Genomic DNA, 16,397 nt, shown 5'->3' on the forward strand with positions numbered 1-16,397 from the left:
TTGTGATTCTGGTATTTATCCAGAAGTACAACCACTAAATCCACATTCAATGCAGATGCTGCAACCTTCTACAAATACAAGGTTGTTCTTACATGTTGGACATAGACGATCTTCTGAAACCTCTTCTTGTTGGATTGGTTCAGATTTGATTTCCTCGTCATGTACTTTTAATGCAAGTGCTGCATTAACTTGTGATTTGATGTAGGAGTTTGTAATTTGTGTTGTAACATAATCTGTTACATGTTCACTTGGAGTAACATCAAATGTTTTTTCTGCATTTTCACTTGTCATGTGAAGCACTTGTTTGTGTCTAGAGCCATCACGATAAACTGTGATACCCTTGAGACCAATTTCATGTGCTAGCAGGTAAGCAGATTTTACATCTTCTGCAGTTACATCATATGGCATGTTGATTGTTTTTGCAATTGCATTTCCAATCCAGTCTTGCCATACACCTTGAGCCATCAAGTGGTCAGACCAGTGAATATCCATTGCAGTTACAAAGACATCTTGCATCCATTGAGGAATTTCATCAATTCCCTTCAATGAACCATAATTATCTGCAATCTTTGCAAGAATTTCATCAGTGTACAGATTATTTTCTTTTAGGACTTGTTCGACAATTTTGTTTGTGTAGAAGAATCTTCCTACAGTAACTCTCTTTTCAAATACCAATGCAAATGCAGGTTCCATTCCGTTTGAACAGTCTGCAATCATTGACAGGGTACCTGTTGGGGCTACTGTTGTTGTCAGGACGTTTCTTATTCCATATTGTTTTATTTTTTCAATTAATGCATCCCATTCATAGGAGTGGGATTCTTTTGGTTTTTCATAATAGCCTGCAACTGGAATCTTTCCCTCAGGATACTCAGTCTTTGAACATAGTGGGAATTCACCACGAGATTTTGCAAGGGCTACACTTTCTTCCATGGAATAGTATGTTAGGGCTTCAGAGAGTTTGGATTGTAATTCATATCCTTCCTTAGAATTGTATGGGATTCTCAGTTTGTACAAGAGATCTGCTACTCCCATTACACCTAATCCAATTCTTCGAGATTCTTTTGATGCTACGTTAATCTCTGGAACTGGGTAGTGATTAACATCGATGATGTTATCAAGGAATCTAGTAGTCTTTCTGATTGTCTCTTCATATCTTTGCCAATCAAATTCATAGGTTCCATCTGCTTGTCTCTTTACGAGATTTACCAAATTGATAGAACCTAGGTTACAAGATTCGTATGGGTAAAGACTTTGTTCACCACAAGGGTTTGTTGCACGTAATGGTGCTTGTCTTGCTTTTGCAAATACATTGTATTTGTTAATTTGATCAAAGAAGATCAAACCAGGTTCTGCACTCTTCCATGCAGACAATGCAATCAAGTCAATTAGTTGATGTGCGTTAATTTCTTTAACTGGTTTTTTGTCACGTGGACTACGTAAAACATAGTTACCGTCACTAGTGTTTACAAGTGAATGCCAAAAGTCTTCCCAAACACCAACACTGACGTTAAAGTTTTCTAAAACACCAGGTTCTGTTTTGTTTGTGATGAATTTTTCAACATCTGGATGCCATGCTTCAATGATACCCATATTTGCACCACGTCGCTTTCCTCCTTGTTTAACAACTTCAGTTACAGTGTTAATGATGTTCATGAAAGATACTGGACCTGATGCAACACCGGATGTTGATGCTACAATGTCACCTTCTTCACGAAGATCAGAGTAATTGATTCCAACTCCGCCACCGGATTTGAAGATTAATGCTGCATCAGAAGTTGATTTCATGATCTCTTCCATGCCATCGTTCATTCCAAGTACAAAGCATGCAGAAAGTTGACCGAGTCTACCACCTGCATTCATCATTGTTGGAGAGTTTGGCAAAAAGTCTTGTGAAACCATCAGATCAAAGTATTCAGTGATTTTGTCTGCATAGCTGTCAAGTTTCTTTGCTGCAAGCAGTGTCAAAAGTTCTTTGAAGCTTACTTTCATCTGACCCTTGTTTGAAAGGGTTACGTAATGGTTGATGAGTGATCTAAAATGCCATTTGTTGAAGAAATAGTCTCCAACTTTGAATTTGTAATCAAAGGCATCTAGTTTTTCAAGATAAGATTTTGCTTCTTCTACATCTTGTTTTGAGTTTCCAGATACGTCAAAGACTTGTGAATCATACATGAGATCACCAATTCCGACAAGTATTGCGACTCTCTCAAACATCTGAGTTGGAGATTCAATAATCTCATTTTTTCCATTTCTGAAAAGATATCTTGATGCCAAGACTCTAAGACAATTCAAGTCAAACTTTTTGGAAACTGGATCTAGGGCCTTTAGATTTAAGACCTTCATTTTTTCGTCTCTGAGTTTTCTTCTCTCATGACGATAAACGATGTATGCTTTTGCAATATCGCTATTACCGCTATCAATCAAAGTAGACTCTACAATATCCTGAATATCTTCAACTGTAGGAGTTCTAGTACTAGTGAATCCTTGTTCCACTAATTTGTTAACAACGTTATCTGCTAACTGATCGGCTAGGCCACGGTCGGCTTTAGAGGTGGCAGCCAATGCCCTGAAAATGGCATTTGAAATTTTATCTTTATTGAAAGCCGTTACTGCGCCACTGCGCTTACGGATCTCATTGATCGTATTTTCTATTTGTGAATTATCCATTATAATCTCCCCGTAGAGGGTTATGATCAATGCGGGTATAAATGATTTGTCAGTTTTTGTCTAAAAGTTCGGTTCAATAAAATTGACAATGCTACTATGAACTTCATAATGGCATAACTTCTGCAATAGACGATGATCGCATCGGTCTGAAACAGATCAAAAAGTTTTCAAAAATGATCGTAACTAGTTTTTCAATTATGAATTTCAGACAACATATGGAGACTTACACTTTGGACACTTGTCTTCAAATGGTTCATCTTTGAAACCACACTCACCACAGATTGCAATATCTTGAACTGGTTTGAATGAAGTTGTAAGTTCAGATGTCTTCTCAATTGCTTTTTTGATTTCTGCAGGCTTTGCATCTTTACCAATTTTTAGCGTTACAAACAAGCCTCCGTTTAGCAACTTTGTAAGTTTGTTACATTCAGAAATCGGCTCACTCTTAGCAGTATAATCAGTAACTTCAGAGGCATCAATAGTAATTCCTTCAGAGTATGAATCTCCGTCCATAGCGTTTAGGGAGGAATTCTTGCCATATTTCTCACCATCAAGGGTTGCAAAGCGTGTAGAACTCTCAGTCTCAGTCATACAAATAGCCACAGAATCACCTAATTCTTTGCCTTTTTTGGCTCCAACGTCGACTGCAGTCTCAATTACCTTGTGAAGGATCTCACGTCCTTCCTTATTGTCCTGGAATCCAAGGATGTTAAAGACAGCCTCTTTGAGACCAACTAAATTAACTACAAGAGAAACATTGCTTTTTTGCATGTATTGTGTATTTTTGGCCAAAATTGGATTCAACCCACGTCTGGTCAAATCTGAAATGTCTTTCTTTCTTAATGCCATTGAAGACAAAGCTGGTTTCATCAACAATGCCAATCTTGCTCTAAAGTAAGTTTCATCTTTGTTTGATTCAAAGGCTAATCTTGGAAGATTGATTGATACTGATTCAAGCATAATTGAAAGTGGTCCAGAGTTCTTAGTTGATCCATTGGTAACACCATGACTTGATGTTTGTCCTTTAGCAAACATTACTTTTCCACCAAGTGAAATTATTTCTGATGCAGCTGCTGAAACATCAGCGATCTTTCCTTTTTCATTATCTATGATTAAACCAATTTTTGGAATTGGTGTTAGTTTTGTATAATTTTTGTATGCGTTGATAATTGAATTAATTATCTTTGTATCAGAACCTAATTGTAATCTAATTGAAACATTAGTACTTGATTTATTGTATTTAGAAGTTGTAGATGCAGTTGCAAATGCTGCAGTTAATTTTTGTTCTAGTTCTGGAAGTGACTTTGAATGTTTTGAGAACAATGAAACTAAGCCATCAAGTACAATTTCATTTGAAGCTTCCTTTGAAAGAAGTGAAATTACAACAGACAATGCACTTGTAATTTCATCGAGTTGTTTTGATGCAGGTATTCTTGAAACATCAAGATACTTTCCACCAAGATCAATTCCATCTTCAATTAACTCTTTAACATTAACAAATATTGTATCAGGTATCATTGACCAAATTCCAGGATTTGCAATGTGTAAGTCACCAGAAAGATGAGAGTCAGCTACATCTTTTGGTAAGATGTTTGTAAGAAGATGTTCAGCAAAAACTCTTTGGCCTGTTTTAAACAAGAGACCTTCTGCTCCATTATCGACATTATCGAGGTTAGTAATCATCTCTTGAACGTCAAATACAGGTAAGCCTAGGCGTGCAAGCTTGTTGCGGTATTCCTCATGACCGTGCTCAAGCAATACAGAATTTACCATTTCTCGTATAAGTGAGCCTGTAAGATAGGTAGTTTGATATTTGTAAATTCTATTTTCAACTTCTTCAGTAATTTTTTGTGCTAACTCTAGTGGAAGGCTACCCTCACGCACCAAGGATTGAATAATTTTGTGGGAGTTAAATTCCTCAATTGATTCATGTGATGTTCTAACATACATCTTTCCGCTTTCAATAATTGATCTTTCTTCAATTTGTCTGGCTAAGCTTAAAACTAATTTTCCAAGATTTGTAATTGTGTAACGTCTTTCAGATTTGTTTAATGCAACAAGTGATTGTCTAAGTAATTTTCTCAAGTGGTATGCAAATTTTCCACTCTCTTTTTTTGATTTGAATCCAGCTAGGGATTTTAATTCTGAGTAAGTCAGAGGACCTTTTGAATTTAGAATTCTCAAAATATCAATTCTGTTAGGACTTGCCATTACAGAGAAGATCATTCTAACACGTTTTGATGTAGATTGTAAAATTCCACCACGTTTCTGAGAATCTGAATCATCATCTAAATCTGCATCTAGATCATCATCCACATCTGCATCTAGATCACCATCTAGATCCATTTCTAATTCTTCGTCACTCATTTTCATGTACTTTTCTAAAAAAACGCACTAATTAAGACTTATGACAGTATGGTTTTGGATCAAATTTGATCAATTTTCTAAATGCATAGAAAGATTTTAGATCAAATTTTTAAAAATTGTAAAAAAAGATCAAATATGAGAGATTATTTTTCTTGAACATCTAATGAAAACTCGGATGTAGAGAGTTTTTGTCCACATGACGGACATTTTCCACCATAAGAATTCATTACATCTTTTAGAGATTTTAACATCTTCATGTTTGTAATCTTTTCACCACATTTTCCACATGTTACTTCTACTGACATGAAAATGATCAGTATTGCAAAATAATTAAAAATCGATTCTGATTTTTTTTAATAATTCAAACAAATATTTTTACTGCTTTTCGATGACGATTCCTCGTTCATCAAAACCAGTGATTTTGGCTGGGGTTCCAACTGGAAGATCAGCAGGAGTAGCAATTCCGCCCATAAATCCTGAAATTCTCAAATCTGAATTATCTAGTTTGAGCACGACAAAAGCGTATGGGGTGTATTTTTCAAAGCCTGCAGGAGGCACAGTAATTATGGTATAGGTAGCAACTTCTCCAACACCATCCAAAAGCACATCTTCAAATCCCTTACTACCACATTTTCGGCAAAAGTAGGCCGTAGAAAGATGGATAAATCCACAATCAGTACATTTGTGAGTTAGAAGTTTACCATTTTTGGCGTTTTCAATTACTTGTTCTTCAATGGACATTTTATACACTCTGGAAAACATGAACAGCACAACTTGCGCCAGTTGCACCAAAGTTATGAGTCAAACCAATCTTTGCATCTTTAACGGTTCTTTCACCAGCGTTTCCAGTTAATTGATCATATACTTCAACTACTTGTCCAACACCAGTAGCTCCAATTGGATGTCCCTTTGATTTAAGACCGCCTGAGGGATTAATAGAAATATCAGAATTTAATTTTGTTCTGCCTTCACGAACTGCTTCAACACCTTTTCCTTTTTCAAAGAAGCCCAAGTCTTCAGTGTCAACAACTTCTGCAATTGTAAAACAATCATGGACTTCTGCAAAGTCTACATCTTTTGCAGTAATGCCTGCCATCTTGTATGCATCAGCTGCTGCAAGTTTTGTACTTGGGATTGTTGTCATGTGATCACGTCCTTGCAATGCAGCAGGAGAACCACCACGACCAGAACCAATACATTCAACATAATCACCACCATGTTCTTTTGCAAACTTTTCAGAACATAGAATTACAGAACTTGCTCCATCTGAAAATGGACAGCAATCAAATAGTTTTAGTGGACTTGCAACTACTGCAGAATTCAATACATCATCAACAGTAATTTTTTTCTGCATGTGAGCTTTTGGATTTAGTACACCATTATCATGATTCTTTACTGCAACTCTTGCAAAGTCTTCTTCAGTTGTGTTAAACTCTGTCATGTAAGCTCTAGCCATTGATGCAAACAATCCTGGGAATGATGCACCAGCTTGACCTTCATAGAAAAAGTCTGAACAATATGCAAAGTAAGTTGTTGTCCATTCAGTTCCAGTATGAGTTACTTTTTCAACACCAGTAACTAAAAGACAATCATAAAATCCGGCTGCAACGTTGGCATATGCCTCTCTAAATGATACAGAACCGCTTCCACATGCAGATTCTATTGTTAATGATGGTTTGTCGGGAATTCCTAATCGGCTCATCAAAACAGGACCAATGTGTACCTGTTTGTCTGCAACTCCAAATACGTTTGAGATGTATGATGCTTTGATGTCTTTAGGAGAAATTCCAGCACTCTCTATGGCTGCAACGGATGCCTGAGTAGTAATATCAGCAATACTATCTGCTAATTTTCCATACTTGGTGCTTCCTGCGCCAAGAACACAAACCTTTTCCACAAATGTCACTGACCCAAGTCCCTATAAAAATCGTTTTAGTAAATTCAATGTAGAACATGCCATCAAAGAAACTTCAGACTGTACAGATCAAAAAAACCGTTGTTAGACATTCAGTTAAAACTACAAAGTCAAAAACTAACGTTTTCAAAAAAGAGATAATTCAGTATTTGGATGGGAACGGGTATCTTTCGTGGTCATCAAAAGACAAAAAATACATGATTCTTGGAACAAACTCTCCAAAAAATGGGTTGGTTCAATGTCCTCAATGCAAAGTAGGAGAATTAATGGTAATTCGCTCGAGAACAACAAGAAAACGATTCATGGGTTGTTCTAACTTTTATGGTGGATGTAAAGCATCATCACCATTATTACAAAAAGCAAAACTCAGAGCAACAAAGAGTCCTTGTGATGTTTGTAAATGGCCAATGATAATTTTCCGTTACTCACGAAAACAAAAATGGACTAAACAGTGTTCAAATTTCAATTGTAAAAGCAGAATCAAGCCTTCAAAGTAGGATAGACATCTGTTCTTCTGTTCTTTAATAATGGTAAAACTTTGCGTGTTTGTTTGACTTTTTTTAAATCAATGTTAGCATATCCAATTCCTTGTTTCTTTTTCATGTCAAGCAGAATTTTTCCATAGGGATCTACAACTAGGCTTCGTCCACAGTAGATGTTACCGACTTGATCAGGTGCAATCACATAACATCCATTTTCAATTGCACGTGTCTTGTTAATTGTCAGCCAATGTTCTTCTTTCATGTTACCTTTCACCCATGCTGATGGTGCAACCAGTATTTCAGAACCAGCTGCTGCAAGTGATCGTGACATTTCTGGAAAACGTAAATCATAACAAATCATCATTCCAATTTTTCCCAATGTTGTCTTTACAGGCTTTGCAATCTTTGAGCCTGATGCCATCTTGTCTGATTCTCTAAAACCTAATGCGTCATAGAGGTGAATTTTTCTATACGTAGAGATAACTTTACCAGATTTGTCAATTACAAATGAAGTATCATATACTCTGTCTTTCTTTCTGCTCTTCTCATAAAATGAACCTACAACTTGAATATGATTTTCTTTTGCAGTCTTTGCAATAGTTTTTACAAAGTTTCCAGTAATGGTTTCAGCTAGAGTAGCAAGTTGTTTTGGTGTTTGAGTTGAATTTGTATAAAACATCATAAATTCTGGAAATGCACACAGTGTTGCATCTTTAGAAGCTGCCTTTTCGATATATGAAATAATTTTCTTTAGATTGGTTTCTTTGTTTGTTGATGCTTTGAATTGGACAACTGCAGCTTTCATAATAGAACAATAATCAAATGACAATAAAAGGATAAACCAATGGTACAATCGCAAAATGTACCATTTTCTTCTTATGCAAAGTTGTTCTAATAGAATCATACCGACCATAGTGTGTATGTCAACCTGCGACTGGCAGGAGTCATCCAGTCAATTTTTTTAAAAAATAATTAAAGTTGGTTTCCTGCCAAAAACCAATTTTCTTTTGGATTGTCTTCAAAAACAACAATAACATGATTTTCTTTTGTTTTTAAAATCTCAACTGCTGATTTTGTGATTGCTTTTGCGTATTCGTCTTTTTGTTCCTGAGTTCTTCCAGGATACATTGACACTGTAATCAATGGCATGAAAACTCAAACTAGAATCAGGAATTTATGCTTTCAATAGTCTGGGCGGTATCCATATCGTGTACCATATGTATATTCAGAACTGTGTGTTTTCTTGTAGAGGTATCCTGTTGCAAACCCAATTGCAAATCCTCCAATGTGAGCCATATATGCAACACCACCACCAGCAACACCAAAACCACCTATGAAAAATGGCAACAAATTCTGAAAGACTAGCCAAAATGGCAAAAACCACCTTGCTTGAATATGCATCATTCTCCAGAAGAATCCTAACATAAGAAAAGTAGTAATTCGAACTCTTGGGAACATTGCCAAGTATGCACCAAGTACACCAGAGATTGCTCCTGATGCACCAACTGCAGGAATTGAACTTGTTGGATCAATTACTATATGAGCTAGACCTGCACCAACTCCCCATGCAAGATAAATTAAAAGAAATTTTGCTTTGCCAAACTTTAGCTCAATGTTATCACCAAATATCCACAAAAACAACATGTTACCTCCCAAGTGCATCAAACCACCATGCATGAACATCGAACTAAATAATGAAAAATATGGAGTGTCAGGACAAGAAATTCCTGGTTGAATCATTGATGAGAAACCGGTGATACAGCTAGGAACAGCACCCCATTCAAAAAACATGAATGCAGCTCTTTGATTAGAAAATTCCCAAAATTGACCAGTGGCAATTACTTCATAGAAAAATATTGCAACATTGAGTATGATTAATCCAATTGTAATTTTTGGTTTAAATCCTGGAGGATGTGGATTTTCATCTCTTAATGGTAACATTAGTTATTTAGTTTGAATGAAATTTGTATAATAAGATTTTTCAATTGAATATAGATTGTATAATGAAGTTGAATTTAAAATAATAAAGATTGATCATAAAATGTATCTAACATTGAATCAATTTAGAAAGTGGTTTCTATAGAATATTTTTACCGTATAAACAAGAAATTTAGGCTCAATATTCAAAAATGAACTTACACAGAAGGAGTTGGTAATTTCTCTAGAATTTCATTCATAATTTTTGTGATTTTTTTAGATTTAATTTCTGCACTATCTAAGTTCTCATATGGATCTTTATTTCGCATCCATTGTTTTAATTCATCTATTACGTTTTTGACATTTTTTTCTATATCTAGTTCAATTGTTCCTGCTTGTGCATCTAAAGTTTGTTCTAAATCATTCAATCCATCTTTAATTATCATTACATTACTAACAATATCATCAATAATGCTATCAGTCAAAGCCATTGTTTCCAGAGAATCATCATCTTTTGGTAAATTATGAATTGAGTAAATGTTTTGATTTAACATAGAAATAAAATTTTTTAGTGAAAATGAAATTGATGTCATGACATAATCATATTTTCTTTTCCTAAATTTCTCAGCATCTTCAATTAATTTTTGTTGTTTTATTTCAATAGATTTAATATCATTTACTAGTTCTTTAATTTCATATTGTTGAGTATTAATTGTTCTTACAAGTTCTTTCATTTCTTTTTGCTGATCATTTGAAATTGAATAAATGACATATGCTATAACTATACCAATTCCAACTTCAACAATTAAGGTACTAAGATTTGGCGGATCTTGAATTCCAGCAACATCAATTATAATATTTCCAAATAATCCAAAAGCAATAATCAACAACCCAAATGCAAGAATTGATAATGCCCATTTTTGTTTATAAGATAATTTTTTTTCAGTTGACGTCATTTTTAGATCACATGTGTTTCATTTCAATAGGAGACATTATTTTCCGGATAAGATACACAAAATTCTATGAAGTCTTGAAGGGATTTCAACATGTTCGGGTTTGATTGTGTTACAAGTTTGCAGAATTCCATTGATACTGCGGGTTTTGATTTTCCTCCCTCGGTACACGCCTGAGAAAATTTTTCATGATCAACTGCTTTCATGAAATCCTCCAAATTTCCTTCCGTTATTGTGACTATATTGCCATTTGTAACCAACTTTTCTTTTGACAATTCACCTGTTTTATCACTCTTGAAGACATCTATTTTTGAATCAACGTCAGTGAGAATAACATGAGGTACATGAAATGCATTTAGCAGTTTTCTATATTTAGGAAAATTTTTCTTTCCTCCAACGCTTGTTATGATGATATCTTGTGATAACATGTCATATTTTTTGTCTACTGTTTCTAAATAATTTACAATTCCTAATAGATTACGATCAGACTCTCCTTCTGTGAGTAAAACGCATTTTGAGAAAAATATTCGTGCGTCAATTTGATGTTTAAGTTTGGATCGATCTTTTTCAAACCATTCTTTTATCTCCCCTGTCAAAGTAGACACATGTGATGAACTATCATGTTTGTTTACGTATACAATAGTAGAGTTGTTATCAAATATCTGATATGACGCAAGCTCTGGAGAATGTGTGATGATGATAAACTGATTGGAATTTTCAGTTTGAAGATGTTTTATGATTGATTTCATTAATGATGGGTGCAAGTTCACGGCAGGTTCATCTAACAAAATTACCGAATTTTCAATTCCATACGAGAGTGTCAATAGATATATGGATTCAAGAATGCCAGCACCCATATTATCAACTGCAAACTGTCTTTTGAGATTCTTATCTTCAATCATTATTGTTGGGATAGTTGGTCGTACAGGATTAGTTCTCGACCATACACGACTTCTATTTGAAACAGGGTATTGGAGTATTACATCAAATTCTAACAATTCGTTTTCAAATAGTCTGGAAAATCCTTCTTGTATTTTCTTGAATTTTGTTCTGGCATCTTGTTTAGGAGAATTTTTTAGACTGAAGAGAAAAGAGGTCAGATTACTTCCATCAGATTCAAGTATTTCATTAAATTCAACTGCTTTAGAAAATGCTTGTTCTTCTAAAACAGAGTTAAAGTCTACAACATTTTTGTCTTGATCAGCGACTGGAGTCCTATTAGATGTGCGTAATTTTTGTGCTATTTCCAATATGTTTTTTGATTGAATGCCTTTGCTACCAGAAGATATCTGAAATCCTTTATGAAGAATTGTGCCTAATAATTCACTAAAATAGGATTCAGTGGAAGAATTTACAGATAATTCAAGATAAGAAAATAATTTTGTTATGATTATTTTTCCATTATCTGGAAGAGTTTTGTTTGGATCCATTCGTATTCTAGGAGAGCCTATATCTTCTAGATTTTTTGAATTGAAAAATTCTTTTGTGATTTCTAATGCTTTTTTGTCATCATCATAGGATTGTATAAGATCACTTAATCTTACATCATTGTTATATTCTCGAGATTCATTTTGTTTTGGAAATGATGTTGAAACACGAAAATCTCCAAATATTCTTCCAAAAAACTTTAGTCCAGTTTTTTCAAAATCTAATTCAAGATAGGGATCTGATTCTTTCCCTTCAACTTCACGTTTCCAAGTGAATTTTATTTTGACAAAATTAAACAACAATAACAAAATAGAATAATTTGAGTATGGCACAAAATCAGAACTGTCATTCTTTTTATCTAGTGGGAAACTAAAGAAATCCAGAATTTTTCTTGTTTCGTTTTCACTAAACTGTAATGAAAATTCCAAGCTAGGATTGTATTCGTCTGGAAATATATCTGAGTACGATAGCTGTGTTCTTTGATAAAATGAATCTGTAAGAATTTTGAGTATTCTCATTATGTTTGATTTTCCAGAATTGTTTGGTCCTACAATGACAGTATTATTTGGAAAATCCAATTCTATAGGATCTTTGAACGAATAGAGTCCTTTGCATTTTACATTATTGATATGAACCAATGAGATCACTTCACATTTCCAGTATATGAGACTTGTAATAATATAAGAAAATAATGCGATCTGAAATAAAACAGATTCATATTCTTCCTATGTAAAATAAGCCAATTCAGACTCAAATTTTAAAAATTTAAAAAATCATATTGTTTTTTCTTCAGAATCTTTCCAGGCTTGCTTGAAGAACACCAATAATTTTTGTAATGCATCAGGATTAGAAATTACTATTCCTGCATTATAGAGACTAGTCATACTATCTAATTTGATATCAGCAGAAGATACAAGAGCTTCTTTTTGATCACAAATTACAAGTCGCGAATGTAAATATTCATTTGTTCGATGATTTTTACCTATTTTTTTTCTAATAAAATCAAAAGCTTGTTTTGCGGGAGAACCTGTGAATTTTTCTTTCTCTCTAGTTAGAATTTGTATTTCTACACCTTCATCAGCTTTTTCTAAAATTTCTTTGACCATATAGGTATCAAGATATGGACTTATTATCTTTAATTCCTTTTTAGCAAGCGAGATTAAACGTTTTACATCATTACTTAAAGATCGGTCTTCTGGGGGAATAGTTGTTACAACATCTATTGGTTGAATTTTTTCTTCCCATTCTTCCCACACTTTTAATTCTACATCTTTTGATGTTAAGGTTGAAAAACTGTTATCAAAAATAAAATACAAAATATTTTCTTTATTCAAATTTAATTCAAATTCATCCTTCTGAATTGCATTCTTAGATGAATATAGAAAATGTTGAGGATCTGTTGGGTTTTGTTTTGAAAATCTAGTAAATACAGGAGCATGAAGTCTACTAGGATCACCAGCCCAATAAACAAATTGTTGATCAGTTAAAATGAAAAATTTTATTGTATAATTTGATTTTTCATTTTGGTTAACATAAAACTTCCCTTTAATTTTATGATCCTTTTTTCCTGCATTGAGAAATTCTTGACGATGCAAGCCGAGAGTATTATCAGTAGATCCTCTAGTAAGTGTAAATTTTTCTTCAATGATTTTTGTTCTTTTATGTCTATATTCATCCATAAATTATAATTCTCTGATAAAGAAATTTTATAAATTTTTTATAATTTTTTGCCCTTCCCTTGTTAACTCATACAATCTTCCTTTTCGCAACTTAGGAGTAATACAGACAACTAGTTCCTTTTCAACTAACTCATTGAGCGTATTAGAAATATGACTGGGATAGATCTCTGTTTTCTCAGATATTCCAGATGGAGTATCAGGATTGTCCTTTAGTGCAATCATTACCTTTTTGCGGTATTTTGAGGCCAAAACAAAGCCCAAAAGATACGAGTTATCAGTCATGTAGCTATCTTGTAGCTAATTGGTCTCTAGGGTTTTGGGCATTATTACATATTATATACGATATATTTACTAAATAGTTACAACATTGAAATATCTCTGAGATAAAACAAGAATATGAAAATTTGGATGCTGCAATCAAAGAAGAAATTTGTTGTAGGGATACTCATGTTAACAATAGCAGTATTGATTATTACATCTGCCATAGGGAACATGATAGGTAATAATTCTGAGGATAGTGCAAAGAAAGAACATCAGACATTAGATGAATTCAAATCAAAATACATGACTGAACAAGATACAGGAAATAATGATCAGAATTATTTTGTAGACACAACAGGGTATACACCTGAATGGGCTAAAGACATAGGTCCTGAGCAAACTGAAGCTAAATGTACTAACATTATGCTTGACCTTGATTCACTCTATAGTAATGAGTATAATTGGTGTAATGAGTTCATAGGATATCAGTTAGACAAACTGAATTGAACACTAGGAATATTTGTTATCTTAATATTTTGTAATACAAATCATTATTCAGACTATAATTCTTTAAAGTGTAAATTTGCAAGATGGAATTTGAAAAACTTGTATCATATTTTAAACCAGTCACATATAGAAAAAACAGTGTTTGAAAAATCTGATGATGACAAATCAATATTAGATGTAGAGCAACATAACGCCTAAATATATTAAATTATTTTGTATATAACATGGTAAAAACAATACGTTTAGCTAATGATGATTTGCATACAGAACTTCTAAAAATTCAAGGTCGCATACAGGCAGAATCAGGGGAGTTTACATCAATGGATGATGTTATTCAAAAACTTGTCAAATGCTATAAGAAATTTCAAAAAAGAATATAGTTCATTTAGTAATATTTTAAATAATGATTTGTATACATACTGGTAGTCTACAATTGTTTTGTAGGCTCTATTTTGAGGCTATCATAGGCTAGTAAAAAGACTAACAGTGGATATTGTCAGGATCGTAGGATCCAACCAAAGGAGGGTTGAATATGGCAATGAAGAAAAATGGAGAGTTAAGTAACCATACAAAAAACAAACTCAAAAGCATCGGTAGGAAAGGAATGACTTATGATGAGATAGTGCTAGAACTTTTAGAACATGCAGATACATGTGAGAGGTTTTGGGTGGATAGATTATGAAGAAACTAGGCACGATTAGTCCATATTATTTTGAAGGCTACTTCCTATTTGCATTGGATAGTGCATGGAAGAATGTTTTAGGTAAGATAGTAACATTTGATGTCTCAATTGACAGTCAGAAAAGATTACACATCAGATCAAACTAGAATTGGCAAAAAAAGACGAACCAAAACGTATTCCAAAGATAAAGGGATTCATAGGTAAAAACAGATTTGTAGAATCTGTCTTTGTTGATTCAGAACCTGCATTTCTTGTCAAGGACATAAGATCTGGAAAGGTTTCAGTGGAATATGAGATCAAGGTTTCAGATAAGACAGTGTATCGACCACTTTATCGTCATGAATGTGGATACATGCCATTCTATTTTACCAAGGATGAGATAGAGAAACTAGGTTCTACAGATATTACAAAAGATGAACTGATAGATGAAATACTGGATGAAGTGAAAAGGTATGTTGTTGTAGACCCAAGAGATCAGTTACTGATTTCAGGGGAGATACTTCTCACATACTGTCAGGAATGGATTAGTACGGTTCACTTTCCATTCTTTGTTGGAGAAACAGAGTCGGGTAAAAGTACAGTGTTACATCTTGGAAGATGGCTTGCATACAGATGCCTAATGTCTGAAGATTTACCACATGCCGACATCTACAACTTTCTTGGCACTGAGGAAGAAGGAGCAGGCACAATATGTGAGGATGAAGCTCAGGAGATGGTAAAGGATAGGGAGAAGATTCGGACATACAAGTCATCTTACTCCAAAGGAAGCCTAAAACCTAGAGTCATAATGACAAACAGTGGGAAATACCAAGTTTTCTACAAGATATTCTGTTGCAAGTGGTTTGCAGGGGAAAGTGTACCACAAGACAAGGGATTCCTTGAAAGAGTAGTAACAGTCTACATGCTTGGTGGAAGTCCTGAGAGCAACATCAAAACTGTATCTACTCAAGAAAAGATTTCTTTGCAAAAACTTCGAAATCGTTTGCTGTTTTGGAAACTGCAAAACATTGGAAAAGAATTCCTAAAAATAGAGTCTGGACTAGAACGTCGAGACCAAGAGTTATGGGAGGATTTTCTTTCCATGTTTGCAGGAACAAGATATGAGAAAGATGCTAAAGATACTGCAAAATACTATCTGGAACAGAGACATCAAACAATAAAGGAAAGTTTGGAGTCATTGCTGTTTAGGATCCTAAAGCCAATAATCGAGGAACAAAAGGAATTAGGTTCAAACCATATATGGGAACTAGTTACAAACAGCAAAGAGATTCCAGGAACGCTTGACGAGAAAAGTGGCAAGTCTTACTATCCTGATGAGATGGAAGAGAAAATAACTCCAAACTCTATTTCCAAAATCCTGAGATTCAAGTTTCAGGCAAAGAGGATAAAGAAAACCAGAGTAATTAACGGCAAAAGCGTACAGACAACGTACTATATTTTTGATGAAAAAATTCTAGAAATTTTATCAAAAAGATATAAAATCAGTGAGGAAAAATAACGACGTCCAACTAGTCTAGGTAGTCGATTATACTAGTTGGA

At 34.1% G+C, this 16,397-nt stretch carries 18 protein-coding genes; 6 read left to right on the forward strand and 12 right to left on the reverse strand.

All coding sequences use genetic code 11. From position 1 onward, the window contains the following. Nucleotides 1-15 precede the first annotated feature (15 nt). The 5 genes from ACQY2P_RS06875 to ACQY2P_RS06895 all read right to left on the reverse strand — a co-directional run bounded on the left by ACQY2P_RS06875 (nucleotide 16) and on the right by ACQY2P_RS06895 (nucleotide 6,940). Nucleotides 16-2,667 carry an adenosylcobalamin-dependent ribonucleoside-diphosphate reductase gene (locus ACQY2P_RS06875; protein ID WP_428325920.1) on the reverse strand — a complete coding sequence of 884 codons (2,652 nt, stop codon included), beginning with the start codon at nucleotides 2,665-2,667 and terminating at the stop codon, nucleotides 16-18. Nucleotides 2,668-2,871: 204 nt separating this feature from the next. Continuing rightward, nucleotides 2,872-5,040, reverse strand: coding sequence for an anaerobic ribonucleoside-triphosphate reductase (gene nrdD, locus ACQY2P_RS06880; RefSeq protein WP_428325921.1), 2,169 nt, complete (start codon nucleotides 5,038-5,040; stop codon nucleotides 2,872-2,874). Nucleotides 5,041-5,177: 137 nt separating this feature from the next. Beyond that, nucleotides 5,178-5,339: a hypothetical protein gene (locus ACQY2P_RS06885; protein WP_428325264.1), complete on the reverse strand. Its 162-nt coding sequence runs from the start codon at nucleotides 5,337-5,339 to the stop codon at nucleotides 5,178-5,180. Between the two features lie 70 nt (nucleotides 5,340-5,409). Further along, entirely contained in the window at nucleotides 5,410-5,775 is a 366-nt protein-coding gene (locus ACQY2P_RS06890) for a Zn-ribbon domain-containing OB-fold protein (RefSeq protein ID WP_428325922.1), read from the reverse strand. 1 nt (nucleotide 5,776) lies between these two features. Then, complete coding sequence (locus ACQY2P_RS06895) at nucleotides 5,777-6,940, reverse strand: thiolase domain-containing protein (RefSeq protein WP_428325923.1); 1,164 nt, start codon at nucleotides 6,938-6,940, stop codon at nucleotides 5,777-5,779. A gap of 47 nt (nucleotides 6,941-6,987) precedes the next feature. Between ACQY2P_RS06895 and ACQY2P_RS06900 the strand changes: the two genes are divergently transcribed. Further along, the gene (locus ACQY2P_RS06900; protein ID WP_428325924.1) at nucleotides 6,988-7,446 is read left to right on the forward strand and encodes a DNA topoisomerase; all 459 of its coding nucleotides are present in this window, start codon (nucleotides 6,988-6,990) and stop codon (nucleotides 7,444-7,446) included. Here the strand turns inward: ACQY2P_RS06900 and ACQY2P_RS06905 are convergent. From ACQY2P_RS06905 to ACQY2P_RS06935, 7 genes are all read right to left on the reverse strand, one after another. Beyond that, on the reverse strand, nucleotides 7,430-8,236 hold the full coding sequence (locus tag ACQY2P_RS06905; RefSeq protein ID WP_428325925.1) for a carbon-nitrogen hydrolase family protein: 807 nt from the start codon (nucleotides 8,234-8,236) through the stop codon (nucleotides 7,430-7,432). The two genes, ACQY2P_RS06900 and ACQY2P_RS06905, sit on opposite strands and share 17 nt — an antisense overlap. 167 nt (nucleotides 8,237-8,403) lie before the next feature. Continuing rightward, the gene (locus ACQY2P_RS06910) at nucleotides 8,404-8,580 is read right to left on the reverse strand and encodes a tautomerase family protein (RefSeq protein WP_008300807.1); all 177 of its coding nucleotides are present in this window, start codon (nucleotides 8,578-8,580) and stop codon (nucleotides 8,404-8,406) included. Nucleotides 8,581-8,613: 33 nt separating this feature from the next. Further along, entirely contained in the window at nucleotides 8,614-9,372 is a 759-nt protein-coding gene (locus ACQY2P_RS06915) for a rhomboid family intramembrane serine protease (protein WP_428325926.1), read from the reverse strand. A gap of 194 nt (nucleotides 9,373-9,566) precedes the next feature. Further along, on the reverse strand, nucleotides 9,567-10,304 hold the full coding sequence (locus tag ACQY2P_RS06920) for a hypothetical protein (protein ID WP_428325927.1): 738 nt from the start codon (nucleotides 10,302-10,304) through the stop codon (nucleotides 9,567-9,569). 23 nt (nucleotides 10,305-10,327) lie between these two features. Beyond that, nucleotides 10,328-12,367, reverse strand: a complete 2,040-nt coding sequence (locus tag ACQY2P_RS06925; protein WP_428325928.1) for an AAA family ATPase — start codon at nucleotides 12,365-12,367, stop codon at nucleotides 10,328-10,330. 135 nt (nucleotides 12,368-12,502) lie between these two features. Further along, a complete protein-coding gene (locus tag ACQY2P_RS06930) occupies nucleotides 12,503-13,408 on the reverse strand; it encodes a phospholipase D family protein (protein ID WP_428325929.1) in 906 nt (301 codons plus the stop codon). 27 nt (nucleotides 13,409-13,435) lie between these two features. After that, a complete protein-coding gene (locus ACQY2P_RS06935) occupies nucleotides 13,436-13,690 on the reverse strand; it encodes an ArsR family transcriptional regulator (protein ID WP_428325930.1) in 255 nt (84 codons plus the stop codon). Nucleotides 13,691-13,804: 114 nt separating this feature from the next. On the opposite strand from ACQY2P_RS06935, the gene ACQY2P_RS06940 reads away from it, so the two are divergent. The 5 genes from ACQY2P_RS06940 (at nucleotide 13,805) to ACQY2P_RS06960 (ending at nucleotide 16,356) form a co-directional block, all read left to right on the forward strand. After that, nucleotides 13,805-14,176 carry a hypothetical protein gene (locus ACQY2P_RS06940; RefSeq protein WP_428325931.1) on the forward strand — a complete coding sequence of 124 codons (372 nt, stop codon included), beginning with the start codon at nucleotides 13,805-13,807 and terminating at the stop codon, nucleotides 14,174-14,176. 224 nt (nucleotides 14,177-14,400) lie between these two features. Continuing rightward, a complete protein-coding gene (locus ACQY2P_RS06945; protein ID WP_428325932.1) occupies nucleotides 14,401-14,556 on the forward strand; it encodes a hypothetical protein in 156 nt (51 codons plus the stop codon). Nucleotides 14,557-14,708: 152 nt separating this feature from the next. Then, nucleotides 14,709-14,858, forward strand: a complete 150-nt coding sequence (locus tag ACQY2P_RS06950) for a hypothetical protein (protein ID WP_428325933.1) — start codon at nucleotides 14,709-14,711, stop codon at nucleotides 14,856-14,858. Next, the gene (locus ACQY2P_RS06955; protein ID WP_428325934.1) at nucleotides 14,855-15,004 is read left to right on the forward strand and encodes a hypothetical protein; all 150 of its coding nucleotides are present in this window, start codon (nucleotides 14,855-14,857) and stop codon (nucleotides 15,002-15,004) included. The genes ACQY2P_RS06950 and ACQY2P_RS06955 overlap by 4 nt, the downstream gene beginning before the upstream one ends. A 2-nt stretch (nucleotides 15,005-15,006) precedes the next feature. Then, nucleotides 15,007-16,356, forward strand: coding sequence for a hypothetical protein (locus ACQY2P_RS06960; protein ID WP_428325935.1), 1,350 nt, complete (start codon nucleotides 15,007-15,009; stop codon nucleotides 16,354-16,356). Nucleotides 16,357-16,397 lie beyond the last annotated feature (41 nt).

The organism is Candidatus Nitrosopumilus sp. (assembly GCF_965262695.1).
GTDB lineage: Archaea > Thermoproteota > Nitrososphaeria > Nitrososphaerales > Nitrosopumilaceae > Nitrosopumilus.